Origin of the sequence: Microcoleus sp. B3-D2 (genome assembly GCF_036705345.1) — a bacterium.
In the GTDB taxonomy this organism is placed as follows: Bacteria; Cyanobacteriota; Cyanobacteriia; order Cyanobacteriales; family Microcoleaceae; genus Microcoleus.
In genome coordinates, this window is sequence record NZ_JAUBUG010000029.1 from 33426 (window position 1) to 53210 (window position 19785).

General features: G+C 47.1%; 15 protein-coding genes and 2 pseudogenes. 12 read left to right on the plus strand and 5 right to left on the minus strand.

All coding sequences use genetic code 11. The features are described 5' to 3' along the window. Positions 1 to 352 precede the first annotated feature (352 nt). Positions 353 to 880, plus strand: a complete 528-nt coding sequence (locus tag QUB14_RS13155; protein WP_333175972.1) for a P-loop NTPase family protein — start codon at positions 353 to 355, stop codon at positions 878 to 880. A 128-nt stretch (positions 881 to 1008) separates the two neighbouring features. Here the strand turns inward: QUB14_RS13155 and QUB14_RS13160 are convergent, their stop codons facing one another. Further along, entirely contained in the window at positions 1009 to 1272 is a 264-nt protein-coding gene (locus tag QUB14_RS13160) for a hypothetical protein (RefSeq protein WP_333217442.1), read from the minus strand. A gap of 218 nt (positions 1273 to 1490) precedes the next feature. Continuing rightward, a complete protein-coding gene (locus QUB14_RS13165; protein ID WP_333217441.1) occupies positions 1491 to 2990 on the minus strand; it encodes a GUN4 domain-containing protein in 1500 nt (499 codons plus the stop codon). A 609-nt stretch (positions 2991 to 3599) separates the two neighbouring features. Here QUB14_RS13165 and QUB14_RS13170 point away from each other — a divergent pair. Next, positions 3600 to 5051, plus strand: a complete 1452-nt coding sequence (locus QUB14_RS13170) for a hypothetical protein (protein WP_333217440.1) — start codon at positions 3600 to 3602, stop codon at positions 5049 to 5051. Positions 5052 to 5064: 13 nt separating this feature from the next. On the opposite strand, the pseudogene QUB14_RS13175 reads toward QUB14_RS13170, so the two are convergent. Continuing rightward, a pseudogene (locus QUB14_RS13175) lies at positions 5065 to 5250 on the minus strand (transposase); the annotation flags it as partial. A gap of 826 nt (positions 5251 to 6076) precedes the next feature. Between QUB14_RS13175 and QUB14_RS13180 the strand changes: the two are divergent. The 10 genes from QUB14_RS13180 to QUB14_RS13225 all read left to right on the plus strand — a co-directional run bounded on the left by QUB14_RS13180 (position 6077) and on the right by QUB14_RS13225 (position 18810). Next, positions 6077 to 8902 carry an ATP-binding protein gene (locus tag QUB14_RS13180; RefSeq protein ID WP_333217439.1) on the plus strand — a complete coding sequence of 942 codons (2826 nt, stop codon included), beginning with the start codon at positions 6077 to 6079 and terminating at the stop codon, positions 8900 to 8902. Beyond that, a complete protein-coding gene (locus QUB14_RS13185) occupies positions 8899 to 10290 on the plus strand; it encodes a response regulator (protein WP_333217438.1) in 1392 nt (463 codons plus the stop codon). The genes QUB14_RS13180 and QUB14_RS13185 overlap by 4 nt, the downstream gene beginning before the upstream one ends. A 197-nt stretch (positions 10291 to 10487) precedes the next feature. Beyond that, a complete protein-coding gene (locus QUB14_RS13190) occupies positions 10488 to 10676 on the plus strand; it encodes a hypothetical protein (RefSeq protein WP_333217437.1) in 189 nt (62 codons plus the stop codon). A gap of 325 nt (positions 10677 to 11001) precedes the next feature. Next, the gene (gene rimP / locus QUB14_RS13195; protein ID WP_006633025.1) at positions 11002 to 11469 is read left to right on the plus strand and encodes a ribosome maturation factor RimP; all 468 of its coding nucleotides are present in this window, start codon (positions 11002 to 11004) and stop codon (positions 11467 to 11469) included. 284 nt (positions 11470 to 11753) lie between these two features. After that, the gene (gene nusA / locus QUB14_RS13200; RefSeq protein WP_333152296.1) at positions 11754 to 13037 is read left to right on the plus strand and encodes a transcription termination factor NusA; all 1284 of its coding nucleotides are present in this window, start codon (positions 11754 to 11756) and stop codon (positions 13035 to 13037) included. Between the two features lie 273 nt (positions 13038 to 13310). Next, positions 13311 to 13625 carry a YlxR family protein gene (locus QUB14_RS13205; protein ID WP_190738806.1) on the plus strand — a complete coding sequence of 105 codons (315 nt, stop codon included), beginning with the start codon at positions 13311 to 13313 and terminating at the stop codon, positions 13623 to 13625. 382 nt (positions 13626 to 14007) lie between these two features. Continuing rightward, the gene (infB, locus tag QUB14_RS13210; RefSeq protein ID WP_333217436.1) at positions 14008 to 17199 is read left to right on the plus strand and encodes a translation initiation factor IF-2; all 3192 of its coding nucleotides are present in this window, start codon (positions 14008 to 14010) and stop codon (positions 17197 to 17199) included. Positions 17200 to 17238: 39 nt separating this feature from the next. After that, a complete protein-coding gene (locus QUB14_RS13215) occupies positions 17239 to 17511 on the plus strand; it encodes a hypothetical protein (RefSeq protein ID WP_333297209.1) in 273 nt (90 codons plus the stop codon). Positions 17512 to 17631: 120 nt separating this feature from the next. Beyond that, positions 17632 to 18345 carry a low-complexity tail membrane protein gene (locus QUB14_RS13220; RefSeq protein ID WP_333217435.1) on the plus strand — a complete coding sequence of 238 codons (714 nt, stop codon included), beginning with the start codon at positions 17632 to 17634 and terminating at the stop codon, positions 18343 to 18345. Between the two features lie 240 nt (positions 18346 to 18585). Further along, on the plus strand, positions 18586 to 18810 hold the full coding sequence (locus QUB14_RS13225; RefSeq protein ID WP_333217434.1) for a hypothetical protein: 225 nt from the start codon (positions 18586 to 18588) through the stop codon (positions 18808 to 18810). A 388-nt stretch (positions 18811 to 19198) separates the two neighbouring features. On the opposite strand, the pseudogene QUB14_RS13230 reads toward QUB14_RS13225, so the two are convergent. Then, positions 19199 to 19461: pseudogene (locus QUB14_RS13230) on the minus strand (DegT/DnrJ/EryC1/StrS family aminotransferase). Between the two features lie 36 nt (positions 19462 to 19497). Continuing rightward, on the minus strand, positions 19498 to 19671 hold the full coding sequence (locus QUB14_RS13235) for a DegT/DnrJ/EryC1/StrS family aminotransferase (RefSeq protein WP_333217433.1): 174 nt from the start codon (positions 19669 to 19671) through the stop codon (positions 19498 to 19500). Between the last annotated feature and the right edge of the window lie 114 nt (positions 19672 to 19785).

Here is a 19785-nt window from a genome sequence, read left to right on the forward strand (position 1 = left end):
CTGCTCCTAGTGCCGCGACATTCAAAATTTTACGCGATGTGTGTACCTTTTCTTAAAAGCCCTGGACGCAGCAAGACTCTCATCACCTTGGTTTTTCACCCTATAACTGTATAAATGTCAAGCTCCACGCCGTATTTTGGTAAAAAATCCCGTTTCTGCCTAAGTGCTAATTGAGTTCAAAAATCGAACAAACGACTGCGAATGCCACTGCAGCGAGCTTTTGACAACTTGTATATCTAGTGTTTGATCCGATGTGCACTCGGCCCCGTACACTATATATTGTCAAGCAGGCTTCAGCCACGCCAAGGTCGGAGCTGCACTCAAGACTTAGTTGCTGATTAAATATTGCCCTATGGTTGCTCAGTTACAAACCCCTAAACTCAATTTAACCCACAGCTTGCCCTACACAGTTCAAGGGCTGGTGCAAGTTTTTACAGGTCCGCACCGCTGCTTTTTTACCAGTGTCATGGCTCAGGCCCTCAGAATTGCAGGACAGGGAGCTCCCGTGCTAGCGGTGCAGTTCCTCAAAGGGGGAATTAATCAAGGGCATCAGCATCCGGTGCGGCTGGGGCAAAATTTAGATTGGGTGCGCTGCGATTTGTCACGCTGCATTGAGAATGCCGATTTAGATGAGCTAGAGACGCGATCGATCGAACAATTGTGGCAGTATGTTCAAAATGCGGTGCGCGAAGGTCGTTATGCCTTAGTTATTCTCGATGAATTGAGTTTAGCGGTTAATTTGGGCTTGATTCCCGAAGCCGAAGTGGTGGCATTGATTGACAACAAGCCGCATCATTTGGATATGATTTTTACCGGGCCATCCATGCCGCAAAGAATTTTGGATGTTGCCGACCAAATTACTGAAATTCGCCGCAGTTAAGGACAATGATTCAATTTGCGATCGCCATTTTAGCGGTCGCATTTTTTATGTAAAAAAACAGTATCTAAAAAAAGAGGCGATCGCTTAGCTCAAAGAGCGATCGCACGCTGATCAATTTACCAGCGACGTTACGCTTGAACTACCGGATCGAACACAACACTCAATCGATCCGCCGGTACCATCCGCTTGAGAATTTTCAAGTGACCGTCTGCATCAGACCAACTGCGAAACTCACCCACAACCACCTTTTCCACATTTGGAAGCGATCGAACTATAGTCCACGGCTTGAGACGTTTTTCTTGCAACATACTAGATAAATCTCCTTGGTAAATTGGAGCAAAAGCCAGTCCCCATGGTTGGCCACCGCCGAGGACTGGCTTTTGACTTTGCAAACTTGCCCTTCTCTAAGAACATAGCACAAAAAAAAGGGTTTGGGATTATATCTTATTTTTCGCTTTTTTTAGAGCTATTTTCTACATAACAGATGATTAAACTCAACACTTGTTAACTCTTTAATTCTCAACTCAAAACTCTTTCATGACTAACACTTCGACTTCGCTTGGGGTGCAGCCTGAGTAAAAAATTCTGCCTTCTACCTTCTACCTTCACTCTACAAATCCCGCCGCGACAGCAGAAACCAGATCCCACCCAAACCCAAAACACCGCACAAAACCCCGCCTTCCCACCCAAAAACAGTCCCCCCCGGCAAATGTCCAGGCTTTGCCTTAGAAGTAAAATTCAGCTCCGAATAGTATACCCACTGGCTGTTAACCCGCCAGCCCACTCGATCGCCAAACTTCTCCCAAACTGTAGCATCATAAACACCAGCCTTTCCCCCCGACTTTACCCACAAACCCTTTTGCACAGAAAAACCAAATCTGCGGTGACTGTGCCGCACCCAAAGTTGATCGATAGTCTGCAAATCCTTAGCTGGAAACTTCCTAATATCTTCCTCGCTCAAATAACCCCGTGAAATTTGCTGCATCACCTCCAGCATTTTCACAGAAGTTTCTTCATCAGCACCACGCCAATTTTTAGCAGCCAGCAGCCTTGCCAAGTGAGAATAATCAATACCTTTTTCGGACTCTAAATTCACAGAAATTAGCGGAGAATCAGTCACAGGTTGAGTCGGTACAGAAGGACTAACAACAGTTGCCTGCTGCGACTTTTCCAGCACGGGGACAACAACAACCGATGGTTTTAAAGCATCCAAAACTTCCACAGCCGATTTGTAGCGATCTTTAACATATTCCTGAATCAACTTATCCAAAACCTGACCTAAATCCTCGCTAATTTGTGTTCCTTTTGGCAAAGCCTCCCTCCAAAGCCAGCGGCCTTCAAGCGGATCGTAAAGGTCATCGTGAATGTCGCCGTAGATATCCAGATAAGGCATAACAGAAGTCAGCAAGCGAATGCAAGTCACCCCCAAACTATAAAGGTCGCTAGCAGGAACAGCCCTACCGTGACGCTGTTCTAGAGCCGCGTAGCCGGGAGTTCCCAACTTAGTTCCTGTTTTGGTCGGAGCAGCAGCTACTACCTGTTTAGAAACCCCAAAATCTATCAGCACTAACTTACGATCGCGAGATCTGCGGATCACATTCTCAGGCTTAATATCGCGGTGAATTACATTTCTGTCATGAACAAACTTCAATAAGGGCAACAAATCTAACAGCAGTTCGCAAGTTTTAATCTCGCTATAAGCACCGTACTTGTCTAACTCATCCTTTAAATTATTGCCATCAATAAACTCTTGTACTAAATACAAGCGCCCATCTTCCTCAAAATAAGAAATCAACTGAGGAATTTGCGGGTGCTTCAGTTCGTATAACCGCCTTGCCTCTTGTTCAAACAGTCGAACATATTTTTTAAAATGACCGGGCTTCCGCTGAAACTCTTGAGGAGGTGACAACTGTTTGATTACGCACAATTCCTCAAATTTTCCATGATTAACAGCTCGGAAAGTCCTGCCAAATCCTCCGTCTCGCAGCGGTTCAGTTGCTGCATAAAGGTCTTTTAGCAGCAGCTTTGAACCACAATTAAGACAATACTTTGTGCCTGGTGGGTTCTGACGCTTGTCTCTTGGGCAATCGAGATTAAGGCAGTATGTCATATATTAAAAAAAATGCGAACAAAATTATACTCAGGGTTTTATATTATTCAAGAGTCCGATCGCGAGCTGGTTTTTGTAGAGGCGAAACCTCGAACCTTACGGAGGCGGCAGCCACCTTCGCCATCAGAGGAGGCGCTCTCGCCAGACTGCCCCTGAGCAAGTATAACTCTCTTGAGGGTTTGACCTCAAACTCGAAGTCCAAATCTAACCTTAGACTCCGATCCGTGCAATAAATTTGATTTAGCGGTCAAATAGCCAGTAGATCAAACCGAAATAGTAATTTATTACCAGCCCAGTTAGCTGTGCAACAAAAAAAAAACTTAGGATTCTCCCTGAGATATAATTTTATTGCCAGAGAGAAGCAGACTAACGGGAGGCACAGCTTCCCTCAAGTTCGATCAAGTTTAATATTTTACCAGTATATTTTTTACCTAACCAGGCCAGAGCAAAAATCCAAAACTCCCCAACAAACGCACGTTAAAATAAATACTAGCTTGCTCGATCGCCATCCGAGCTCGCTCAGACAATTAGCCAGTTTTCCCTGTTTCCCTTTTTCGGCTATTACCAGTTACATCTATTTCGATCGGTCTACTTAATTAGGAACCGCTAGTGACACCAAAACTACTGCCCTCTCCAACTCCCAACTCCCGCAAAAAATCACCAAAAGTACCTTGGTTCGAGCGGTTCATGGCACTGGTCGCCCTAGGAAATTTAAGCCTAGTAATATTTGACATAACTTACGTGCCCGGACGAGATTTCTACTTCCGGCAACTGCCAGTTCTCACTCAAGTATACGACCCATTTAAAGGAATTAAACCCCACCGAGACACCCAGCAATATCTGGAAACCTTAGAAGAATTAAAAATTCAAGTAGTGCAAACAGGGTTGCCCTCTCCCCAAGTAGCAGCCAAATTGCAGGAAATAAACAATCTGAGCGCGAAAATGATCGACGAAGATCCCTTTCGAGTAGCATCAAAAAGCGGCACCCTAGAAAAAATAAAAGACCGGATGCGCGATCGCGTCCCAAATCCACAAGACTCCGCGAAACAATCATTCCAAAGATTTTGGAGCCAAGACTATTTAAACAAACAAGACTGGCAAAAAGAAATCAAGTGGTTTGACGCCAAAATCAAGCCATTAATCGCCACCAACTATTACCGCGAGATCGGAGAAAACGGCGAATTCACCGATAACTTCTGGCTAATCGACCTGCCATTTATTGCCATATTCGCGATCGAATTTCTAGCCCGTACCTACTGGATCACCCGCCGGCACCGCAGCGTCACTTGGCGAGCAGCCATGCTCTGGCGATGGTACGACATCTTCCTGCTGCTCCCATTCTGGCGCCTGTTGCGAGTATTACCCGTCACAATTCGCATCCACCAAGCCAAAATGCCGGATCTCCAACCCATACGCAGCCAAATCAGCCGAGGTTTCGTCGCCAACTTCGCCCAAGAATTGACCGAAGTAGTAGTAATTCAACTCATCAACCAGATGCAACAATCAATTACCACAGGCGAACTAGCTCGTCAACTATTTCAATCTAAAAAACAGCGCTATCTAGACATCAACAATATCAATGAAATAGAAGCGATCGCCACCCATCTCGTGCAAATAACCGTCTACAAAGTCCTCCCCCAACTCCAGCCAGACCTAGAAGCCCTCCTCCGGTACAATATTGAAAGCTTCCTCAAACAATCCCCCCTCTATCAAGGATGGAAGCAAGTACCCGGCCTGGGAAACCTGCCCGAACAGCTAGCACAGCAATTAGTTGCAGAACTCTCCAAATTAGTCACCCTCGGCCCCCAAGATGCCTACGAAGCCTTCAAAATCGCCAGCGAAGACCCCATAAGCATCAAACTCTCAAGCCAGCTAGTCCAACATTTCGGGCAAGCTTTAGGAACCGAACTGCAACAGCAGCAAACCTGGCAAGAAATACAACTGCTGCTGTGCGACTTCCTAGAAGAGTTCAAAATCAATTACATTCAGCGGTTGAGCGAAGAAGACTTCGAGAAAATTTTAGAACAAGCCAAAGAACTGCAACGGATAGCCCCGCGTTAGGGCGTGTCATCACTCGGAAGTCCCCAAACCGTTCGGGCAAGTCTCCCACGGGATGCCCGCTGGGTAGCGGTACAACACCGCTTCCACGAACAACCGATTGTAGGCAGACTGTCCCACCCACATAACCTTCACATCCGCGCAACAAATCTTCGATCCTTTGCCACTGTTCATCCCGTAGGGCATAACGGCGGCTTGTCATGCCGATCGAATCCTTCTAGTCGGCTGTATCTCTCCTTTACCTTCCTTTACCTCAACTGATGACAAACCCTAGCCTCTCGGATTTGAAGAACCTTAAAATCCTTGGCAGCCCTCTGTTCACCTCTAGTACCAAATTCACTATTAAGCTGAGATAGTTTCCCAGAATTAAAAGAATAGCCCTAACCCTCTTCTGTGTCATAATCCCCTCTGCTCCACCGCTCTACTTATTTTTTTCTTCCCCAATTAGCAATTAGCAATTACCCTGCTGTAACTCCTGCAAATGAAACTTCCTGGAATTGTAAAGTTTCCTGTGCGATCGGCATTCTCTACCAGAGTCATCTGCAGAGTTGTGCATCAAATCTTCAGCGCGGTAGCGAGTTAGACCGCCGTTACGGTTCTCAGCGGCCTAGCGTGTCATTTTTTTAGCGCGAAGGGTCACTTTTTTTAGACGTATATTATATCAATTTATATTTAAGTTTGATGATTTTATACTTTTTATTACCACTGTGTAAAGTAAAGTTAAAAACTACTACACATATCTCTAAACGAGGTAATCTATTAGATATGATTTCTAAATGCTTTGCTAAGCAATAAAAAATTACAACGGCTAGAAAAAAAAGAAGGCGCGTCAGCATTTTTAGTCAGCTATAATTATAAAGCTTTCAGGGAAAATACCTAAGTAGCAATGCTTGTTCAAGTAAATTACTTTCTAAAAATTTACACTAACTATTATAGATTGCTTTTCAATATATATTTCCTCAGCCTCATTTCACTAAATCCCCTGAGATTTTTCAGCCAACTCGTTACCCCAGGAGTAACACCAATCAATGTCACAGACCTCTCCAACCACTTTTCTGTCAAACCGTTCTCAAAAAAAGCTGTCACTTCGCCTGATTTTAGTATTGCCATTCGTCGTGCAAATCTTTGCTGCCGTCGGGCTCACAGGCTGGCTATCCTTACGCAACGGGCAAAAAGCAGTCAACGAAGTTGCCAGCCAGTTGCGGAGTGAAATTACGGCCCGCATCCAGCAGCAGCTCAACACTTACCTAGACACAGCCCCTCGCGTCAATCAACTGAATGCCAATGCCTTTCGCCTAGGATACTTCAATCCCGACGAATTGGAGAGTACGGAGCGCTATTTGTGGGAGCAAATTCAAGCCTTTCCTTCTCTGCCCAATATGGGTTTTGCGACTAAAACTGGAGAATTCATTGCCATTGAACGCCAAGAGAATGGCAAAGTAGTTTTTAAAATAGCAGACAAAGAGCATCGGAATGAACTTCATATTTATGAATCTGATAGCAAAGGCAATCAAACGAAGCTCTTAAAAGTCTCCCGCAACTACGATATACTCAGCCGTTCATGGTATAAAGACAGTGTACGCTTAGGCCGGCCCACATGGAGCGAAATTTTTTCGCTTATAGGTCAGAAAACGCTCTCGCTTCCTACCGGACATCCAGTTTATGACGAAAGTGGCGAACTGCGCGGGGTATTCGTTGCTAATTTTCTGATCTCTTTCCTCAGTGACTTCCTGCACAGCTTAAACATCGGTCGATCGGGACAGACATTCATTATGGAACGTTCTGGACTCCTAGTAGCCAGTTCAACTCTCAAAGAAGCATTTATCACCAACAATGACCAGCTCGATCGCCTGAATGCTTTAGATAGCACAGATGATTTAATTCGGCTGACAACAGCGCATTTAAAAGAACACTTTGGCGACCTGATTAAAATTAACAGATCTCAGCAATTGGATTTTACGATCGCCGGCCAGCGGCAATTCCTCCAAGTTATGCCGTTTCAGGATAGCCGAGGATTGGACTGGCTGATCGTCGTCGTAGTTCCTGAAAGCGATTTCATGGATCAAATTAACGCCAATACCCAGACTACCATTTTATTGTGTTTGGGAGCCTTAACGCTGGCTACCGTTTTGGGAATCCTAACCGCACGCTGGATTACCAGCCCGATTCTCCGTTTGAGCGCAGCTTCTAGGGCGATCGCCAGTGGCGACTTAGAGAAAAATGTGCAGATAAAAGGCGTAGAAGAACTAGAAATTCTGGGTCAGTCTTTCAACCTTATGGCACAACAGTTGCGGGAATCCTTTGAGGCGCTAGCCAAGACCAATTCCGAGCTAGAAATCCGAGTAGAAGAACGCACCGCTGAACTCACGGAAGCCAAACAAATCGCTGATAGTGCCAACCAAGCTAAAAGTGAATTTTTAGCGAATATGAGTCACGAATTGAGAACACCACTCAATGGAATTTTAGGATACGCTCAAATCCTAGAACGCTCAACAACGATGGCTCCGAAGGAACTCCAAGGCATCAGTATTATTCACCAGTGTGGTTCCCACCTGTTAACCCTGATCAATGACATCTTAGACCTCGCTAAAATTGAAGCTCAGAAATTGGAACTGTACGCGAAAGATTTCCATTTTCCTTCTTTTTTGCAGGGAGTCGCGGAAATCTGCCGCATCCGAGCCGAACAAAAAGGAATGGCTTTTGTTTATCAACCCAGTTCGGAAATTCCTGCTGGCATCTACGCTGACGAGAAACGCTTGCGACAGGTACTAATTAACTTACTGAGCAATGCAATTAAGTTTACCGACGGTGGAGGCGTGACTTTTAAGATAGAACATCTGGAAAAGGGGACAGGTGAAAAGGTACAAAGCAATGACCACAAGCCAGCCTCACCAATTCACAAAATTCGGTTTCAAATAGAAGATACTGGCGTTGGTATGACACCAGAACAATTAAAAAAAATATTTTTGCCTTTTGAACAGGTAGGAGACAGCAAGCGTCAGGCGGAAGGAACCGGACTCGGTTTAACAATTAGCCAGAAAATTGTTGAAATGATGGGTAGTACAATCCAAGTAAAAAGTCAGTCAGGAGTCGGCAGTGTTTTTTGGGTAGATTTGGATTTACCGGAAGCGGCAGACTGGGCAAATACAGCCACGATTGCCAAACAAAGAAAGCTGGTTGGCTACCAAGGTAGAAAGCAGAAAGTTTTGGTTGTGGATGACAAATGGGAAAACCTCTCGGTCATTGTCAATCTCCTAGAACCCCTCGGCTTTGAAGTCACCGAAGCTAAAAACGGTCAAGAAGGTTTAGAAAAAGTAGAAGATTTTCAGTTCGATTTGATTATCACTGACTTGGTGATGCCAGTGTTAGATGGCTTTGAGATGATGCGCCGTATCCGAAATTTGCCACACTATAAAGGCGTGGCAATCATTGCTTCATCTGCCAGTGTATTTGCTACCGATCAACATAAAAGTTTGGAGGGGGGAGCCAACGATTTTGTCGGTAAGCCAGTGCAGGCAGAAGAGCTATTTGAGATATTGCAAAAGTATTTAAAAATTGAATGGATATATGAGAAACCAAAAAATGAAAAAATCAGCACTATTCCTTTTTCATCAGATGCTCAATCACTTTCTGAATCGAAATCTGTAGTGGCTCCCCCGCCAGGAGAAATGGAACTTTTATTTGAACTGGCGATGAGAGGCAACGTGAAAGGAATTGTGAAGCGCAGTGAGCACCTAGAGAAGTTAGATCAGCAATTTGTGCCCTTTGCTGTTGAGCTGCGCCAGTTAGCCCAAGGCTATCAGGTCAAAAAAATCAAAGAGTTTATTACATCCCACAGCATACAAAAAGAATGAAGGCAACAAATATGGAAACAAGTAGCATCTTAATCGTCGATGATAATCCTAGCAATCTGGACGTGCTTTCTGAAGCTTTAGCGGGTTTTGGATGGGAGATATTGGTAGCAACTGATGGCGAAACTGCCATCGAACAGGCTGAATATAGTCAGCCTGATTTGATTCTGTTAGATGTAATGATGCCAGGAATTGACGGGTTTGAAACCTGCCATCGCCTGAAGGCAAGTCCGTTGACAAACGAAATTTCCGTAATTTTTATGACGGCTCTGTCTGATATAGGAGATAAGATCAAAGGCTTTAATCTAGGGGCTGTGGATTACATTACTAAGCCCTTTGAACAAAAGGAGGTGTTAGCTCGCGTCAACCTCCATTTAAAACTGCGTTCTTTGACTAAAACTCTGGCAGACCAAAATCTGCTTCTCAAACGGGAAATTGAAGACAGGCTCGCAGCAGAAGCAGCGTTGCATCAGCTCGCGCAGGAGTTAGAAAAACGGGTGGAAGAACGAACCGCTGAACTTTCTCAAGCTTTGGATAATCTTAAAAAAGCTCAAGTGCAAATCGTTCAAAGTGAAAAGATGGCTTGCCTCGGTCAACTTGTAGCTGGGGTAGCTCACGAAATTAACAACCCAGTTAGTTTTATCTCCAATAATATCCCTATTGCCAAGGAATATATTACCGATTTGATCGAGATGACTCGGCTTTGTCACCACAACGTTACTTCGATATCAGAATTTGAGGATAAGTTCGAGGAGAGTGAGTTAGATTTTATTGTTGAAGATCTGCCCAAAATTCTTGATTCAATGGCGGTCGGAACAGAGCGACTTTACAATCTTTCTATGTCACTGCGTAATTTTTCTCGCTTGGATACATCGGCACTAACGCCAGTGAATATTCACGATGGGCTAGATAGTACCTTATTAATTTTAGGGCATCGACTGAAATCTAAAGGGAGTTTTCCAGGAATTGCAGTGATTAAAGAGTATGGGGAATTGCCGCTAGTAGAGTGTTATCCGGGGCAACTTAATCAGGTGTTTATGAATATATTGGCGAATGGAATTGATGCTTTAGAAGAGTCTACGATTAGTTGTCCGCTGTGCGGGGAAAAGAAACAGAGCAATGACACTCCACAGATTCGGATCTGCACTGAAATGCTTCAGGCTGACAGAGTAGTGATTCGGATTGCTGATAATGGGGTTGGCATAACTCAGGAAGTAATGCAGCATTTATTCACGCCGATGTTTACTACTAAATCAGTAGGTAAAGGGACAGGTTTAGGTTTGTCTATTAGCCGCGAGATCGTAGAACGAAAACATGGTGGTAAGTTGAGTTGCATTGCCTCGCCCGAATGGGGGGTAGAGTTTGTAATTGAGCTTCCCATTCAGCATTAGTAATGGGAATTTTTTAGGGTGAATCTTAGTTTGGCTGTTTTGTCAATATACCGTTAATTTGGCGATCGCCCATGTCGAATCTACCAATCACCCTCACTGTCAAGCTCTTGGCAACCTATCAAGAAGCAGAGGGCTTGTCCGAACTAAATGAAAATTTCCCACAGAAACTCCCGTATCGCAAGTCCTAGAAGGCCTGAGTGACCATTGCCAACAGTTTTAGGGACGATCGCACCGGCTTTGGTATCAACCAGGAATTTGCCCTCGCCCCACCCCGCTGCAAAACGGTGATCGAGTCGTCCTTATTTCCCCTGTCAGCTCTCCCCTTCTGCCCTCGGACAGTCCGCCGATGCCGGTTCGGTTTGTCACCGGGCGGGCGATCGAGCTAAACTGAGAACTGAGGCCTCCCTTCGATCAGAAGAAGTCCTCAAACTTCTTGGAAGAAATTGTTTTACCTAGGAGTGGGTCAAGCCCACTTTTTTTGTTGCATTAGTCGCAGGAAAAGAGCTCAGGGCGTCTGACTTGCAAGTTGAGGACTGATTTAGTAGGGGTACACCCCCGCTTGAGATCCCCTGCTGGGATGTTGGGTAAGTCCCAAAGTTGAAGACGAAAGTCGCAGCCACCTAATCAAACCACCTCAAAGCCAAGCAATCTCAACACCAAATTTTTCCTTGCCCGTGTCCGAGTTTAGGAGTTTTAACTGAAGTATTCGATATGACTCATCCCCTAATCCCACAAATCATAGACTTAGCTACCCCCGTTGCGGAAACACTGGGATTGGAAGTAGTGGGAGCAGTGTTTCACACCAACCAAAATCCTCCCGTCTTGCGGGTAGACATCCGCAACCTCCAACAAGACACTGGTTTAGCCGACTGCGAGCGCATGAGCACAGCCCTCGATGCTGAGTTAGAGGCAGCCGACATCATACCCGATGCCTACGTGCTAGAGATTTCCAGTCCCGGAATATCCCGATTGCTCAGCAGCGATCGAGAATTCATTACCTTTAAAGGTTTCCCCGTGACAGCCACAACCACCGAACCGGACTCGCGAATCAAAGAGTGGAAAGGACTACTCCTGGGCCGGGATGAAACAGCGGTTTATCTCAATCAAAAAGGGCGACAGGTTAAAATTCCCCGCCCTCAGATTGTCAAAGTTGAACTAGACGAAGGAAAAAAGATGTAAAGGGAAATTTTGAGTTTTGAGTTTTGAGTTTTGAGTTTTGAGTTTTGAGTTTTGAGATTGCCTCGCAGCAAGCTGAAAACGCTTGGCTGCGAGTTAATTTTTAACAATCATATCTGTAGCAGCGGGTTGAATAGGAATAACAAATAAATTGTTAGAGCACCGAGTTCCCCTAATCCTATCCAGTAACTCATCACTCCTCTGTCATCACTTCTGCTTGAAAATTTCCCATTACCAATTACCGATTACCAGTTACTTATTACCACAGCAAAAAAGGAGTGTTTTATATGTCAATGGTTCCCCTGCCCGGACTAAAAGAAATGGTCGAAGGTATTAGCAAAGAACGCAATTTACCCAAACACGCCGTCCAAGCAGCCTTGCGAGAAGCCCTGCTCAAAGGATACGAACGCTACCGCCGTACCCAAAAACTCGATCACTTCAGCGAAGAATACTTCGACAACTTTGATGTAGAACTCGACGCAGAACAAGAAGGTTTCCGCGTTTTAGCCAACAAAACTATTGTCGAAGAAGTCATCAATCCCGATCACGAAATCTCACTTTCTGAAGTGCAAGAAGTAGCCACGGAAGCTCAACCGGGCAGCATCGTGCTCGTAGACGTAACACCAAATCAAAAAGAATTTGGTCGCATGGCCGCGATCCAGACCAAACAAGTTCTCGCTCAAAAACTGCGCGACCAACAGCGCAAAATGATTCAAGAAGAGTTTAAAGATTTAGAAGAAACTGTTCTTCAAGCAAGAGTGCTCAGGTTTGAGAGGCAGTCGGTAATTTTAGCAGTTACCAGCAGCTTCGGTCAGCCAGAAGTAGATGCCGAACTCCCTAAGCGCGAACAGTTGCCCAACGACAATTATCGGGCCAACGCTACATTCAAGGTTTATCTCAAAAAGGTAGGCGAAGGCTCTACTAGAGGGCCGCAGTTACTTGTTTCTAGAGCCGACGCAGGTTTGGTGGTTTACCTGTTTGCTAACGAAGTACCAGAAATAGAAGACGGGGTGGTGAGGATTGTCGCCGTAGCCCGGGAGGCAAATCCGCCATCCCGGCACGTCGGCCCCCGGACTAAAATAGCAGTTGATACTCTCGATCGCGACGTAGACCCCGTAGGAGCCTGCATCGGAGCGCGGGGATCGCGGATTCAGGTAGTAGTCAACGAATTGCGCGGCGAAAAAATCGACGTGATCCGCTGGTCTCCAGACCCCGCAACTTATATTGCCAACGCTCTGAGTCCCGCTAGAGTAGATGAAGTGCGTTTAGTTGCTCCAGAAGGCAGGAGAGCTCACATTTTGGTCGCTGAAGACCAACTCAGTCTTGCCATTGGCAAAGAAGGTCAGAACGTCCGCCTCGCAGCCCGCCTGACAGGTTGGAAAATCGATATCAAAGATATTGCTAAGTACGATCGCGCCGCCGAAGACAGCAAATTGGCTGCAGAAGCAACTAGGCTCGAAGAACTAGCAGGCGACTACGACGCAGACGAAGCAGGCGACTACGACGAGGAAACCGCAGAATTTGAGGAAGAGGAGGCAGCCGCCACGGAGGAAACCGAAGCTGCAGTCTAAAAACTGTGACATTTACCGAAGAAGAATTCAGAATTCAGAATCCAGAAGGGGTTCTGTGCGACAGGATGGAGAATCGAGGTTGAAAGCGCCCGCTTTTAATCGTGGATCACAAAAAATTTTTTCCGTGACCCTTACCCCTGACTTGGGGCATGGCGTATTTTGAATTCTGAATTCTGTCTTCTGACTCCTTGTCATAAGATTTTCTCTCTTCGGGAGACCAAGAGGACTTGTCCCCTACTCTCCCCTCTCCCCCTACTCCCCCTCTCACAAGAAATGAAACCGAACTACCGGTGCTGTGCAAGTTGTCGAAAAATAGCTCCTAAGGAAGCTTTTTGGCGAGTAGTCAGGCTCTATCCTTCTCATCAGGTACAATTAGATCGTGGCATGGGCCGTTCTGCTTACCTTTGTCGGGAAGCAGAATGCCTCAAAGCAGCTCAGAAAAAAAATCGACTTGGGCGATCGCTCAAAGCGCCTGTGTCTGACGAACTGTACCAAACACTTTGGCAGCGTTTAGCCACATCTGACTGTACATCTTACTCTGGCCGGGCCGGACGAAAAACCGACAGTAGTTCGGTATCGACTGTATAAACCCTCTTGGCAGCCCTACCAGTAATTACCGGTAGCGCCAGCTATAAAACCCCAATCCGATCTGCCCACCAGTCTGGAAAGATTTGTGTCAGATTAGATAAGGGTAGGGTACTAGCAGAGGTATCCTCAAGGTGGAAAGGCAAACTTTGAAGCTTGAGAGAGTGGGTTTTGCCAAAACTCAGACTTCGGAGTTCCAAGTTCCCAAACAGACTTGAGAATTCTTCAACCGCAGACTTCAGCGAGTTGCATCTTTTAGATAAAATTGCTGAGCGAGTACCAAAACCCCGATTCCTGACACTGAATCAATCACAGCGAATGATGTCGTCATTAGAACAAAAAATCACAATGTAAAAACTGGTTGGCACAAAAGAGGGCAGAGTGGATGAACAACGGCAAAGTAAGAATTTACGAATTATCACGGGAACTAAATTTGGATAATAAAGACATCTTGGCAGTATGCGAGCGGCTCAATATTTCAGTCAAGAGCCACAGCAGCACAATTACAGAATCCGAAGCAGAGCGCATTCGCAAAACGGCGGAAAAATACGTAGCCAGTAGCCACTCTTCCCCCGGCAAGCCAGCTCCACCCGAAAGAGCAGCAGCGCCATCTAGAGAATCTGGCCCTCACCCTAACGACCAACAAAAAAAGCAGCAAATTTTAGAAATACGCAGTCCAAAAGTACGGCCGGCTGGTGCCAACTCCCAGCCTGCAGGCAACGAGGAGAACAAAGACCAGCCCGCGGCAACCGTGGCAACTCCTCCCAAGTCGCCTGCAGCTCAACAACTCCAGCCTCCAGCTAAACCGAATATCAATAGACCTGTACTGTCGAAGCCAAATGTCGCTGTCCCGGCGGCTCCGTCAGAAACAGTGTCAGAAACAGTGTCAGAAACAGTTTCGGAAACTGTAGGTGCGATCGCCCCGGAAACAACCGCCCAGGCTCAGGCACCTACAGCACCTCAACCGCCGTCGGAAAAGGCTCCAGAACGCACCAAGCAACCGCCGATCGCCCCCCCTGCGCCGTCGGCCAAACTCACGTCGCCGCCAGTCAGAGCGGCGTCCGAGTCGGCTAGCCGTACCCCACAAAATCTGGGGAACAAGCCGGTACTCAAACTTGCAAGAACCGAGCAAGAGCAATCAGAACAGTCAGAAACTCTGGAAGCGCCGGCTAAACCGAGCCGCCCCAGCAGACCTACACCGGGAGGTAGCGAATCCCGCGACGCGCAAAGACCGCGCCGGGAAGGCGCTGGTGGCCCAGTCAAAACTCCACTTGCCGATCGACCCCAGCCCGGTGGCCCGCGCCGGAGCCTGGCCCCCGCAACGTCAGCTACCGGGCTGCGTAGCCGCGGCGGTGACACCGGAGCCATAGGGGATGACACTGATGACAATGAAGAAGATAATACGCCGTTGCTGGAGATTCCTCTCCTCGAAAGGCCCTCCCTCCCTCGTCCTGCCAAAAAGACATCGGTCATTTGGGAAGAAGATGATGACGAAAACTCAGATGCTGCCAAAGCTGCCAAGGCAGTTAAGGCAAAACGTTCTCGCCTCAAACCCATAGACGAGGATGACGAGGACTTAGAAAACGGCTTGGATCTGCCAGCACCAGTCACGGTCAGCCTGTCCCTAGCCCGCCCAGCTAAAGCGAAGGGACAAGCAGCACCCAAGTCAACACCAACTCCGGGCGCACCTGGAAGCAGCGGAAAAAATAAGAGACCAGGCCCTTCTCACGATAAAAGTTCTTCTTCAGGTTCCAGCGGGGGACGCGGCAACCGGGGCAAAACAGCCGAAGCTAAGGTAGAACGTCCAGAAAAGCTCCTGCTGAGCAGGCCGATGACCGTTCAAGAACTAGCAATTACTCTGGCTGTTCCCGAAACCGAAATTATTAAGCGGCTGTTCTCTAAAGGAATTGCGGTCAATATTACCGAAACCCTGGACATTCCAGCGGTGAGGATGGTAGCCGAAGAAATGGGCGTAGAGGTGGAAACCCCAGAAAAAGTAGCGCCAGCTATCAAAGTGATCGAGATGCTGGACGCAGCGGATTTGGAATACCTCGAACGCCGTCCGCCAGTAGTAACGATTATGGGTCACGTGGATCACGGCAAAACTACCTTGCTCGACTCGATCCGCAAAACCAAGGTGGCTCAGGGAGAAGCTGGGGGCATTACCCAGCACATCGGTGCTTACCACGTGGATGTGGTACACGAAGGCAAGAGCCAGCAGGTGGTATTTTTGGATACGCCGGGTCACGAAGCCTTTACAGCGATGCGGGCTCGGGGAACACGGGTTACGGACATCGCCATCTTGGTGGTGGCGGCGGACGACGGCGTGCGACCCCAGACAATTGAAGCGATCAGCCACGCGAAAGCGGCGAAAGTGCCAATTGTCGTGGCTATCAATAAAGTTGACAAGGAGGGTGCTCAGCCGGAACGGGTGAAGCAAGAGCTTACTGAGTACGGCTTGGTCGCAGATGACTGGGGCGGCGATATCACGATGGTTCCAGTCAGCGCGATCCGCGGCGAAAACCTAGATACGCTGTTGGAAATGATTCTGACAGTGGCGGAAATGGAAGACCTCAACGCCAACCCGCACCGACCGGCTAAGGGTACTGTGATTGAAGCTCACCTCGACAAGGCAAGGGGGCCTGTGGCAACTCTGCTGGTGCAGAACGGCACTCTACGAGTGGGCGATATTGTGGTCGCAGGCTCGGCTCTGGGCAAGGTGCGCGCAATGATCGATGACCGGGGCGAGCGCGTAGACCAAGCAACTCCATCCTTCGCGGTGGAAGTCCTGGGGCTGCGGGAAGTTCCTCGCGCCGGAGACGAGTTTGATGTCTTCGCAAACGAAAAAGAAGCTGCGGCGATCGCCACTGGAAGAGCTACCTCCCAACGAGATTCCCGCCTGCTGCAAGGCGGCAGGATCAGCCTCAGCGGCTTCTCTCAACAAGCTAAGGAAGGCGTTCTCAAGGAACTCAACTTGATCTTGAAGGCAGATGTTCAAGGCTCCCTCGAAGCAATTGTCGGCGCTCTGACTCAACTTCCTCAAAAAGAAGTTCAACTCCGACTGCTGCTATCTGCTCCTGGGGAAATTACAGAAACGGATATTGACCTCGCTGCAGCCAGTAATGCTGTAATTATCGGGTTCAATACTACTCTGGCAACCGACGCTCGCCTCGCGGCTGACCAAGCGGGGGTAGACGTGCGGGAATACAGCATCATCTACAACCTCTTGGATGATATTCAAGGGGCGATGGAAGGCCTGCTGGAACCCGAATTGGTGGAAGAACCTTTGGGTCAAGTCGAAGTCCGCGCTGTCTTTGCGATCGGTCGCGGGGCTGTGGCTGGATGTATGGTACTCTCTGGCAAAGTCATCCGTAACTGTAAGGTGCGGGTGCGCCGGGGCAACAATGTCGTTTACGAAGGTGTCCTCGACTCCCTAAAACGGATGAAGGAAGATGCCAAGGAAGTCAATGCTGGCTTTGAATGCGGCATTTCCTTGAGCGGCTTTAGCGACTGGGCGGATGGCGATATGATTGAAGCCTACCGGATGGTTACTAAGCGCCGGACTCTCTCTCAATAGTTTTGAGTTGTGAGTGTTGAGTTGGAAGAGAAGTTTTGAGTGATCGCAACCAAATTGCCGATCGCTCGCAACTCTTCTCTTCACTCAATACTCCCACCCTCATCACTCGCAACTTGGGTTTTTAACTTATACCAGAAGGAAGAAGGTTTTAGTTATCTAGGAGAGAAGGAAGAAGCAATAAAAGCAAAGATGTTAGCAATTAACAACGTCCTAATCGTCTTGGCTGTTGCTGAAAATTCAAAACTTAAAACTAAAATAAGACTTACGCAAATCAACAGAGTTTCCTCCCAAAATGCTCGGTTTGACCGCTAGAAATGTACTCTTCGCACCGGGTTTCTGGGTCAAAAGTGCGTCCCAGACTCTCAAAATTCAAAACTCATAACTCATAACTCATAATTATTTAAAGTGCGTTCTTTTTGGTCAGATCCTTTTTTGTGGATTCACCTTTCTGGGGCGGCTACATTGCCGATATTCCTGGGGCTGTGCTTGTTGGGACTCGCAGTGGGTTCTCCCCAGCTCCCTGTCTGGTTAGAAATATTTTTAGTAGCTGTAGCAGGTATTGTTCCTGTGCTGTGGATGCAGTGGTTGCGCCCTTTTTACATTTTTAGTATTTTAGTTGTGGCGGTGAAACCGCAGAATTTAACTTCTTTGCAGCACCGACTTCTGACTCGGTTTAAAACTAAGTTAAATCAAGGAATCGCTCTTTGTGTGGCTGTTTTCCTGGCAGTAATTTTGTGGCAACTCTACCGATTCGCTCCCCTCGCGGCTTCGGTGGCTCCCTTTCCTCCTTCCTGGCGGTGGGCTGGATTGTTGTTGGCAGCTTCTGGTTTTTTAGCTAGCAATTTGTTTTTGCAGGTGTCTGCTAGTGTTATGGCGGTTTTGCTGACGCCGGAATCAGAATTTGCAGCGACAAAGCCTCATGTTTTAGAAAAAATTCGGCAGGATTTTACGATCGCGCCTTGGCAAGTCGATCGACTTTTGCCGGCTTTGGCAGCCGAGACAACTACCGCTGTGGCTGCACCCGTAGAGTCAATTGGGCCAGCATCCGGCATAGGGAATTCGTCAGCCGGCAGTCTTGTCAACCCAAAACCTGCTGACACCAATGGCGTTACATCTCTACCCGAAGAGTCGATCGAAAAAAAGTGAAATTAAAAATTAAGAGGGGGACAATTGTAGTTTAAGCTACTTTAATTTGTACAGATGTATGCTTTGAAAAAATAGGTAAGGCCCCTCTTCGGATAGAGATTATTAATAGTCTTAATATTTAATTTTTAATCGCAGATTGTGGATATTTTATATTGGCTATCTGGAGAGAAGAATCTATAATAGAGAGTGTCAAGGTCAGCTTTCAATCCTTACAGGGGATTAAAACAGAGGTATAACAATATGGCGAATTATCTACCGATCGCAGAAGAACCTCAAGGCGCAGAGGCGATGGAGCTGTGCAAAGATTCTGAAATCTGGGGCAGTCTCAAATCCGCGATCGGCGCAAGTTCAGGATTTCAACGCTGGCAGCTAGAACTCAATTTTGAGCGTCAGGAGCAAAATGCCACCATCGATCAGCAGGTTCGTTCCTATCTGCGGGAAACTTTAGAAACTTTGGCTTATTGAGTACCCTAAAACCAAATATTGTCACGGTTTGTGAATTTTACAGACCAATTCTGCTGGCATCCCCTCCAATATGCTGCGTGAGTGCCGACAGTTAGTGTCGAGAGTGAGTGTCGATCGGAACTTCGGGCATCAAATTGCAGGGGGCAGTATTTCTGCTTACGGAGTGTGGATTAATTTCGGCAGCCTACTGGCAACAAACTCTCAGAGAATTCAAGAGAAAATTAGCCTGAAACCCCGCAGAGAAAGCGACTGCGGCCGCTATCTATTGACGTGCCTGTTGCCGAAACTCTTGATCATAAGGCTGAAGCAAAATAAAATTAACAGTTCTAGAGTGGCAGTCCATGAAACCGTCCACATCAACCTGATTACAAACGCCTGAGCACACTCTTCAATAAGTTGTGACGGCGAGCAATCTCGCAAAGGGCATCCATATCCCAGGGACGACCGGCGAAGTGAATCGGCAAAATGCTTTAGTTATTGAAGTTATTTTAGCTTCGACTTGAGCCTGGTCAATCTTCATGGCCACCGCATCTACATCCGTCAGTATCGGTAGTGCGCCTGCGTGAATAATCGCATTAACTGTGGCACAAAAAGTCATCGGAGAGTAATGACTTCATCCCCCGGTTGTAACGAAGCAGGGAGGAGGCTCAAGCGCAGCGTTGCGGTACAGGAATTGACTGCAATCGCCTACTGGGAACCCTTGTAAGCTTTGAAGTCATTTTCAAAACTCATGACTTTCGGGCCTGTACCCAACCAACCTGTTTTCATGGTTGACACCACTTCTTGAATTTCAGCATCTTCGATCGCCGGAGCGCCGAAAACCAAGAAACGGTCTTTGCAACGAATAGGATTGTTGTTCATGTTGCTAGTGTTACCCAGTAAATAGAGTCGAGCGAGTGCAAGTTTTAATTAATGCAACCTCTTGCCCGCATTTTTTGGTTCAAATACTTTCCTGACTAAAAAAAGGCTACTCCC

Coding starts and splice junctions, on each gene's coding strand:
- rimP (WP_006633025.1), top strand. CDS start 11,002: ATGACTCATCCCCTAATCCCACAAATCATAGACTTAGCTACCCCCGTT.
- QUB14_RS13235 (WP_333217433.1), bottom strand. CDS start 19,671: ATGAACAACAATCCTATTCGTTGCAAAGACCGTTTCTTGGTTTTCGGC.
- QUB14_RS13225 (WP_333217434.1), top strand. CDS start 18,586: ATGGCGAATTATCTACCGATCGCAGAAGAACCTCAAGGCGCAGAGGCG.
- infB (WP_333217436.1), top strand. CDS start 14,008: ATGAACAACGGCAAAGTAAGAATTTACGAATTATCACGGGAACTAAAT.
- QUB14_RS13205 (WP_190738806.1), top strand. CDS start 13,311: ATGAAACCGAACTACCGGTGCTGTGCAAGTTGTCGAAAAATAGCTCCT.
- nusA (WP_333152296.1), top strand. CDS start 11,754: ATGTCAATGGTTCCCCTGCCCGGACTAAAAGAAATGGTCGAAGGTATT.
- QUB14_RS13185 (WP_333217438.1), top strand. CDS start 8,899: ATGAAGGCAACAAATATGGAAACAAGTAGCATCTTAATCGTCGATGAT.
- QUB14_RS13165 (WP_333217441.1), bottom strand. CDS start 2,990: ATGACATACTGCCTTAATCTCGATTGCCCAAGAGACAAGCGTCAGAAC.
- QUB14_RS13155 (WP_333175972.1), top strand. CDS start 353: ATGGTTGCTCAGTTACAAACCCCTAAACTCAATTTAACCCACAGCTTG.
- QUB14_RS13180 (WP_333217439.1), top strand. CDS start 6,077: ATGTCACAGACCTCTCCAACCACTTTTCTGTCAAACCGTTCTCAAAAA.